This window comes from Cyclobacterium sp. 1_MG-2023 (assembly GCF_030546805.1).
Lineage (GTDB): Bacteria > Bacteroidota > Bacteroidia > Cytophagales > Cyclobacteriaceae > Cyclobacterium.
This window is the reverse complement of record NZ_JAUOPC010000021.1, coordinates 44,416-51,002: the sequence shown is the minus strand read 5'-3', so window position 1 is coordinate 51,002 and position 6,587 is coordinate 44,416. Positions and strand designations below refer to the sequence as shown.

General features: G+C 40.3%; 3 protein-coding genes. 2 read left to right on the top strand and 1 reads right to left on the bottom strand.

Going from position 1 to position 6,587, the window contains the following annotated elements; all coding sequences use genetic code 11:
• Positions 1-237: 237 nt before the first annotated feature.
• Positions 238-2,376 (bottom strand): DUF1961 family protein, encoded by a 2,139-nt coding sequence (locus tag Q4534_RS22710; RefSeq protein WP_303615455.1) that lies wholly within the window; start codon positions 2,374-2,376, stop codon positions 238-240.
• A gap of 267 nt (positions 2,377-2,643) precedes the next feature.
• Between Q4534_RS22710 and Q4534_RS22705 the strand changes: the two genes are divergently transcribed.
• Together Q4534_RS22705 and Q4534_RS22700 are read left to right on the top strand one after the other, a co-directional pair.
• Complete coding sequence (locus Q4534_RS22705; protein ID WP_303615454.1) at positions 2,644-4,842, top strand: hypothetical protein; 2,199 nt, start codon at positions 2,644-2,646, stop codon at positions 4,840-4,842.
• Positions 4,843-5,499: 657 nt separating this feature from the next.
• Positions 5,500-6,513, top strand: coding sequence for an amidohydrolase (locus Q4534_RS22700; protein ID WP_303615453.1), 1,014 nt, complete (start codon positions 5,500-5,502; stop codon positions 6,511-6,513).
• Positions 6,514-6,587: the final 74 nt, after the last annotated feature.

The window sequence follows — 6,587 nt, the reverse complement described above, 5'->3', positions numbered from 1 at the left end:
AGACCCTTAGAGCAATCTAAGGGTCTTTTTTTATGCCCTCTTTTTATAAATAATCCTGCTTAATTCTCCTCTCTTTTCAGTATAATCGTGCTTGTTTAGGGGAGGAAGGTGCCTTACTTATTTTGAAAGTTTGTCCAGCTGCTAATAAAGTCAATAATAAACGAACCGCTAATCCGGGTAAATATTGTTTTATTTACCAATACACTGGGATACTAACCCTTGATCCAGGTTTTTGTTCTAATTATTCGTTTCAGGTTGGTCCGAATGGACTGGTTCACATACCTTTCCCATAGCGCCACTTGATGTTGTCCTTGCCTTATTTGATTTAAGAGCCAGATTACCAGTTTCTAAATCTATGAATATGAGAGGGATAAAATTATACTTGGTATCTGCCCTTATTTTGGAGTTGGGTGAAAATGCCAGGTTGTCTTTGAAATTGTTTTGAGGAGCATTGTCGGCAGTAATTAGGTTGCCTTTTTCACCGTAAATAACATTTGAATGAATAATATTATCATAGGGAGCTATATTCATGTCAAAGTGGGTTCCATACCTACTTGGGTTTCCTAAAAGTTTCTTCTTGTTAGTCGGGTTGGCCAATAACTCCCTACCACGATTGGCTCCTATTAATATTCCGGTACTTCCTGCGCCTACGATTGTATTATTTTCAATTGTGCAGCCACTTACGGCCATATAGAAGGCAGGTGCTTCATTGCTTACCCCATACATCAGGCTAATTCCTGCCCCTTGACTCTTCCATATAACATTATTTCTTACCCTATGATTATTACCTGATAGTCTTATTCCTCCAGTACAGTTTTCGAAACGGTTGTTCTCGATTGTGCAACCAAAACCGCCCCTCATGACCAACTCCCCTTCGCAATCCTGAAAGAGGTTGCCAATATAACGGTTGCCGGAACTTTTGTTGCTGATGATTTCTGATTCACCGCTACACCGGATAAAGCGGTTGTTTTCCACAAGTGTATTGGCCTCCACTTCACCGTAGACTGTCTGACTTTGGCCAATCTGAATTGTTTCTCTCCCATTTCCTCCAATAGGAGGTACGTCTTCGAACAGGTTGTTGCGAATGATTGTCCCTACCGGCTTACTTTTCTTGCCTATAGCTATTTCGATATTTTTGGATGGATTTTTGAAAAAATGGCATGAGGTTATTTCATTGTTCTGCCCATTTCCTTCGATCTTGATAATCGTCTTTGCTGTGATCTTAGTGAAAGTGGCATTGTTAACTGAGCAATGGTTTGTAGAACTAAAGGCCACGGCTGTTCCTTCAATGTTTGAAAAGGAAAAGTCCTCGAGTTTGACATATGAGCATTCTTTGATTTTGATTGCACTCATTCCTGTAAAGATTGTCTCGTCCTTTCCTCGGCCTTTGATTATGATTGGGGCCTCCTTTGTTCCGGAAATATTGACATCAACCATCCAGTCCTTCAGTTTTCCGGCAGGCAAAACCATAATATCCCCAGGTTCCGCACTCTTGAGGCGCCTTGTCAATTCCGTAGCCGTCTTGATTTTATATTCTTTTGATAGGACTTTAGCGTTGACTGTATCTTGAGCAAGTAGGCTTACTTTGAAATTCTTATACCGGGCCCCTCGGGTGTACATGTGACGCAGACCAATTTTCCCTTCATTAATCGGTGGAAACTTGGTGTTTACAAAATGGCAAAGCATTTCTTTCTGCTCATTTTGGATATGCATGTAAATGTCTCGATCTCGTTTAATGATCGTTATCTTGTGCGGAACGCCCGGGGTAAAGAAACCGGTTAGCTCATATTCATTGTCAAGTTCCGTCCCTTTCAATCCATTTGCCATATAGCGACGTGCTCTTATGTAATCTTTCCCTGGAACAGTATTATCCGTGTCAAAGGCGGCATAACTAATATGATAAGCATTCATATTGTTGTAGTAGCTTTTCATGGAAGGGACAGTTCGTTTATCTGCCCATTCGCTGATGTCTTTGCCAAAGCCCGGCCTTCGACTGCCGGTTGCCTGAATGTAGAGAATATTTACCATTCTGAGCTCTTTGTCTAGCCGGGTGTAATCATATTCAATCTTAAGATCCCCCTTAAAGTCTTGTTTGGTCCAGAGAACAGCATGGTGCGCATCATTAAAGGCCTTTGGGCCGGCCATAAAGTCCATACCCTCTTTTTGGTTTGTGACCGTAGCTTTCTCCCCGTCCAGAGACCAATTATCCCTCCAATCTTGTGTGCATGGATCGTAGAACACCTCTTGCCAATTGGCATCCGTAAGTTCGTTGAAATTTTCCATGGCTTTCTCCTCTGTTTGGGCAAAGGTGGAAACGACTGTTAAAATGGAGAGTAGGTTGACCGCAACAGCCATGATGATTTTTGATTGTATCATTTTCTCTTCTTTCGAACCTATTTTCTAATGCCAATATCAGCATTAACACAAACATACAACATCCTATAAATTATGCATAAGGTCAAAAAATATATTTATTCTAATTATAATGATACAGATATTAGAAGAAAGTAGCGATTTAACTGTTCTTGCAATTGAGGATTTATTCCTCTTATATATTATTAAAATGACTTTATTTTAAATTTTGTAGATTAGTTGTGCGGCAGTAATTAACGATCGTTAATTACTTTAATTCTAACAAAGAAGATGAACGAAGAATACTCTCCAGCTCACATGAAGCCTCGATTACCTCATGTTCTCACTGGTATAGGTTTGTTTTTATCACTTACTACCTATGGGTTAAATTATATGGGTTTACCTGATTCAATCAAGATAAATACTTTGGAAATTTCTGAAGGGCTTGAAGGAGAAGGGGGAAAGTCAAATCATCTTGATCTGATGATGGTCCGGTACAATGAGGAGGCCCTTAACACTGAATTGGATAAAACAAGTCTATCCTTGGTTAGGAAAAATCATTCGCTTCCAAGCCAAATTTACGTCGATTTTGATAAATCTACCGGCTTAACTCAAACTCCAATTGATTCCATTCCTGTTCGAATCCTAAAAGTACCAGCGGAATTCCCAAGTATAGGGAATGCAGTTAAGGAGGCCAAGGAGGGGGATTGGATTATTATTTCTCCCGGGAAGTATTTTGAAAATAAGATTGAAATCAACAAATCCATTACTGCCTCTTCAGAATGGAAAGTAACAGGAGATCTGTCAAAAATTGAAGCAACCATTATAGATTCGGGTGATGAAAGCCTTTTTACAATTTTAGCAGATGAAGTGGAGATTAGTGGCCTACATATCATAAATGGGGACCATACCTTGGATATTATGTCCAAGGTTATTGTCATGTACAATCATTTTGTAAACAACCTAGATGCCATGAGTATTGAAGGCCCGGGAGGAGGATACGTTGGATATAACACAGTTGAGAATGACCGTGATGATGGCTTGGATTTAGATATTGGGTCTGATCCGGACAATAAAGGCAGTGATATACTGGTGGAACACAATACCATCATCAATAGCAATGACGACGGAATTGAGATCAGGTTGTTTTCATACCCTGACCAGAATATTAATTATACTATTCGCGATAATTCGATTATTGGCAGTAAAAATGCAGGGATTCAACTCATCTCTTATGATAAATATACTGGAAAAGAATTTATGATTCATCACAATATTATAAGGGGCTGCAAAACAGGCTTGGGCTGCATGGAAGGATCAAAAACTGTAGAAGATTTAAGTGGGGCCTCAAAAATGGATGAGCTGGTTTATTTTTTTAATAATACCCTGGTGGGAAACCAAATGGGGGCTACGGGCGGTAATAATATTATTGCGGCAAACAATCTGGTTCTGGGAAATGCATTGGGTGGGTTCAAGAGGTTTGGTAGAAATTCGGCTATCGTGCATAATTTATTTTTTAAAAATGGTGGAGATGATTTCATTGAGCTGAATGATAATATAATCAATGAGGGAAACATTTTTTCTATGGATCCACTTCTTGATAAGATCAGCTTTAGGCCTGCCGAAAACAGTCCCGTAATTGATGCGGGGATAGACAGGTACGAATTAAAGGGTATAGGTTCTCTTGAAATACCTGGAAAATATATTGCCGGATTAGCTCCAGATATAGGATCAATTGAGTTGAATGCGAACAATATAGAGGATATTTCTCAAGAGGCTAATTTAATTGTTGATGCCGGTAAAAATGAGGTGTTGTTATCCCCTAACAATGAAGGCTTGTTACAAGGGGAAATAAAGAATATTTCGGATAAAGCTGTTAATTTTTACTGGAAATTAGAAAATGGCCCTGGAAAGGTTGACATTCTTGAACCAAATAAATTTCAAACCAAGGTGCGCTTTTATAAATATGGGATATACCAATTTTCCCTTGTTGTTTCGGAGAATACCAAAATGGCAACAGATAATAAAATTATCAGATATGCCCGTGATGGAGAAGGAAAGGAATTATTTCTGAAGGAAGAAAAAATCAACTTTATTGAAGCAGAGGACTATTCCTATTCTTATGGAAATGTTTCGGTGCTTAATGATAGTAAATCCACAGGGAATAAATATGTTGAAACGAAAGGAGTAGGTATTGACAAAGAGACCTTTATAGAATACTCTGTAGGGACTGCTGAAAATGTGGATATCTTCATGTGGATTTTGGTAAAAAGTCAAAACCCAAGTAAGAGCATGGTTCAAGTAGTGTTCAATAATCAAAAATCCGAAAGCTTTTTAGTTTCTAATAGGAAAAAATGGGAATGGGTAAAAGTTCCGGGGACAATAAATATTTCTGCAGGACAATGGCCGGTATTGGTGAAAAATATAGAAGGTTCAATATTAATCGACAAAATGCTATTCTCTTTTGATGAAAATTATAGGCCAAAATAAAGTATAATTCAAGGGAAAACTTATCCATTAGACCCAATCAAGAAACATTGGCCGGGCCAAAACTATGAGGCGTTGCCGAACCTTGTGGGTTGAAGGCCATTCTTTGATTTGTTTTTTTCGACTATGGTATAGGTGACTGAGCGGACCCGAAGTCAACCCAAAAGGTGCTTCTCTTCAATAAAGAAATTTGAAAACATTCTTCATTATAAGTCTAAGTTTAGCGAAGCGTAACTTAGACCAGATCGGAGTAGCTGGATAAGCTCATCGAAGTGATATAAATAATAGAAGGAAAAAAATAGGAGGATTAACCCATGAGTAGACGATGGAGATACAATCGATAAGCTCAAAATATGCAAATCAGATGAATTTTATACCCAAAAGACAACAAAATAAAGTATGTTGACTAGAAAAAGATTCGAATTATGTAATAGGATGCCTAATAGCCTGTTCCCTGTGTATGGGAGGTGTTGTAATCGCTAGAAAATCAAACTGTTTAAAGCAGTTTCAGCAAGTAATATATTTTCTATTACCTATTTCGGGTTTAATCAAGCCAACTCTTTTCAAAGAAATAATTTACCAGTCTATTTAGTTATTCATTTTGGTTTTTAGGAAGACTGTAGTAACTTTTGAAGGTAGTTTAAACAAACCCATATAGCCTTGATACTGAAATCCTTTAATACAAATGATCATCCAAAAGCCATTTATTTCGGCAGACAAGAGAACCATCCGAAAAAAGGCCACGAGGGGAATTGCATTAACCGCCGTGACTGCCTAGGGATATTAGGTGGATCACTTGCTAGCCTTGCCCTTACTTCGAGGTCGAGGGCGGAGAAGGGCCAAAGCGATTTGCCGGTTGTCGATACCCATCTGCACTGTTTTGCCGGCCCAGACAGCAATAAATTTCCTTATCATCCCAATGGACCCTATCAACCTAATTCCGCTGCCACTCCAGAGCACCTGCTGAGCTGCATGGACGGAGCAGGAATTAAATATGCAATCGTTGTTCACCCTGAACCGTATCAGGACGATCATCGCTACCTGGATCATTGTCTGGAAGTTGGCGGGGGCCGACTGAAGGGTACCTGTCTGTTTTTCGCTGACCAGCCTGATTCGCTGGCTGCGATGCCATCCTATTTAAAGAGCCATGAAGGGAGTATTATTGCTTCCCGGGTTCATGCTTATGCTCCCGATCGGTTGCCTCCGTTTGGGAAACCGGAACTCCGTAAATGGTGGCGTAGTGTCGCCGATGCCGGGGTTACTGTGCAAATGCATTTCGAACCCCGCTATGCTCCCGGCTTCGAACCTTACATTCGGGAATTCTCCGACACCACTGTGATAATTGATCACCTTGGGCGTCCGTTTCAAGGATCACCGGAGGAATATGGCAGGGTATTGCGCTGGGCTGACTTTCCTAACACAATAATGAAGCTAGCATCGATCCCAAAAGCAGAGCACTATCCTCACCAGGATATCAGGCCGATCATCCGCCAATTGACCAGTGCCTGGGGCCCCGAACGGATGATCTATGGCGGGGGCTTCAATTCAGATGCGACACCAGACTCCTACCTCCGCTACCGTCAGGACCTGTTGGGGCACCTCTCGCACCTCTCATCACAGGAGCAGGCAGCCATACTCGGTGGTAATGCTGCAAAACTTTTCGGTTGGGGCTAAGCAAACCTATGGAGTCTATTGGAAATAAAACCAAAAAAAGTTCCTTGGCTAACCAAGGAACTTTCTAATAATTA

Bases quoted from the DNA above. Each gene is read 5' to 3' on its own strand.
- Q4534_RS22710 (WP_303615455.1), bottom strand. From the start codon at position 2,376: ATGATACAATCAAAAATCATCATGGCTGTTGCGGTCAACCTACTCTCC.
- Q4534_RS22705 (WP_303615454.1), top strand. From the start codon at position 2,644: ATGAACGAAGAATACTCTCCAGCTCACATGAAGCCTCGATTACCTCAT.